General features: G+C 67.7%; 2 protein-coding genes. Both read left to right on the forward strand.

What is annotated here, in order from left to right; translation table 11 throughout:
• The coding region (locus K678_RS17245) for a helix-turn-helix domain-containing protein (RefSeq protein ID WP_021133769.1) at positions 1–1,221 on the forward strand (1,221 nt) is incomplete at its 5' end.
• Positions 1,222–1,324: 103 nt separating this feature from the next.
• Positions 1,325–2,443 (forward strand): flavodoxin-dependent (E)-4-hydroxy-3-methylbut-2-enyl-diphosphate synthase, encoded by a 1,119-nt coding sequence (ispG, locus tag K678_RS17250; protein ID WP_021133770.1) that lies wholly within the window; start codon positions 1,325–1,327, stop codon positions 2,441–2,443.
• Positions 2,444–2,489 lie beyond the last annotated feature (46 nt).

Raw genomic sequence — 2,489 nt, forward strand, 5'->3', positions numbered from 1 at the left:
GACCAGACGCCGCCGGTCGATTCCGGCATTCCTCCCGTGGAACCCGCGCCGGTTCGAATTGCCGACCATCTAGCGGTCGGGCCGACCCTGCGGGCCGCGCGCGAACGGACCGGCCGGTCGCTGGCCGAGTGCTCGCAGCAGCTTTTCATCCGTCTGCCGTTCCTGGAAGCACTGGAAGACGGCCGCCATCGCGATCTTCCCGGCGGGGCCTATGCAGCCGGGTTCCTGCGCACCTATGCCGAGTATCTCGAACTCGACGGCGAGGAACTGGTCCGTCGCTTTCGGCTGGAAGGGGCGGGGGGCTTTACCAACCGCACCGAACTGGCCTTTCCTTCGCCGGTGTCCGAGGGACGCATCCCCGGCGGCGCGGTGATCTTTCTCGGCCTTGTCCTGGCCGGTCTGACCTATGGCGGCTGGTATCTGCTGTCCTCGCGGGAGTCCGAGGTGGCCGAGATGGTCCCGCCGCTGCCTGAACGCCTGTCGACGATGCTGAATCGTCAGGCGGCGCTGACCGGCGAGCCGCGCGGCTCCGCGCCTGCTCCGGCGGATAATGCCGCCGAGACCAGCCGCTCGCGCGAGGATGTGGTGCCGCCGTCGGAATCCGATGACGATGCCAAATCCACCGCGCCCGATCTGAAGGCCCCCGAGCCGGTGACGGCGGCTGCGCCCAGCCCGGCCCCGGTCCCGGCTGCGCCCGTCGCGGTTCCGGCCTTGCCGCCCGCGCCGGTCGAACCGGTCGCGGTGAAACCGGATTCGTTGAAGACCGAGCCGCCCAAGGTCGAGCCGGTTAAACCCGAAGCCGCCAAACCTGAGCCCGCGAAGACCGAACCGGCCAAGCCCGACGCGTCCGCGCAGGCTCCCGCCGCCGCTCCGGTGGCCCCGACCGCGCCCGCCGCCGAGGTCAAGGCGCCCGATCCCTCGGTTCCGACCGGGAAAGTGTTCGGGGCGGAATATGCGGAGTCCCGCGTCAGCCTGCGTGCTGTCGCCGACGATTGCTGGGTCCAGGTGCGCGAGATGGACGGGTCGATCCTGACCTCGCGTCTGTTGCGGCGGGGCGACAGCCTGCGCCTGCCCAACCGTCCCGGTCTGTCGTTGATGGCGGGCAATTCCGGCGCGCTGGAAGTCACCGTCGATGGTCGCCGCATCGCCCCCCTGGGCGCGATCGGTCAGGTGCGGCGCGACGTCCGGCTTGACCCCGACCGGCTGGGGGCGGGTGGGTGATCACCCTTCCTCGTCCCCGGCGGAATGCGCTATAACCCGACGCTTCGGGCTTTCCAGGCGGTTGCCCGGATGGTCACGAGCATCTATTGGCGAGAATAAAACCATGAGTCTGCGGCCCTACCGGCACATCACCCGGCGCAAGTCCCGGAAAATCATGGTCGGCCCGGTGGCGGTCGGCGGCGACGCCCCGATCTCGGTGCAGACCATGACCAACACCCTGACCTCGGATGTCGAGGGGACGCTGGAGCAGATTCGCCGCGCCGCCGAAGCCGGGGCCGACATCGTTCGGGTATCCTGTCCCGACGAGGCCGCCACCCAGGCGCTGCGCGCGATCGTCAAGGCCTCGCCGGTGCCGATCGTCGCCGACATCCACTTCCATTACAAACGGGCGATCGAGGCCGCCGAGGCCGGTGCCGCCTGTTTGCGCATCAATCCCGGCAATATTGGCGCGCCCGAACGGGTGCGCGAAGTGATCCAGGCCGCGCGCGATCATGGCTGTTCGATGCGGATCGGCGTCAATGCCGGGTCGCTTGATAAGCATCTGCTGGAAAAATACGGCGAGCCGTGCCCCGAAGCGCTGGTCGAAAGCGCGCTCGAACATGCTCGGATTTTGGAAGACAACGACTTCCGCGAGTTCAAGATCAGCGTCAAGGCCTCCAACGTGTTCATGGCGGTCGCGGCCTATCGCGGTCTGGCCAGCGCCTGCGACTATCCGCTCCATCTCGGCATCACCGAGGCGGGCGGGCTGCGGCGCGGCACGGTGCAATCGTCGCTGGGGATCGGTGCGCTGCTGTGGGACGGGATCGGCGACACCCTGCGCGTCTCGCTGACCGCCGACATCGCCGAAGAGGTCAAGGTCGGGTTCGACATCCTGAAGGCGCTCGATCTGCGTCATCGCGGGGTCAAGATCGTCTCGTGCCCGACCTGTGCCCGCCAGGGCTTTGACGTCGTCAAGACGGTTGAGACGCTGGAAACCCGTCTGGCTCACATCAGCGCCCCGGTGACGGTGTCGATCCTGGGCTGTGTCGTCAACGGTCCGGGCGAAGCGCGCGAAACGATGATCGGCATCACCGGCGGCGGCGTCGGCGCTGACAGAAACCGGGTCTATATCGGCGGTGTCTCCGACCATAATGTCGGCAGCGCCGAGATGATCGATCACATCGTCGAGCTGGTCGAGGCTAAGGCCGCCGAGATCGAGGCAGCCCGGCAGGGGGAGGTTTAGAGGTTTTGTCCAACCTGCAACCGGTTCGCGGCACGCATGATCTGCT

Source organism: Magnetospirillum fulvum MGU-K5, assembly GCF_000442515.1.
Lineage (GTDB): Bacteria > Pseudomonadota > Alphaproteobacteria > Rhodospirillales > Magnetospirillaceae > Phaeospirillum > Phaeospirillum fulvum_B.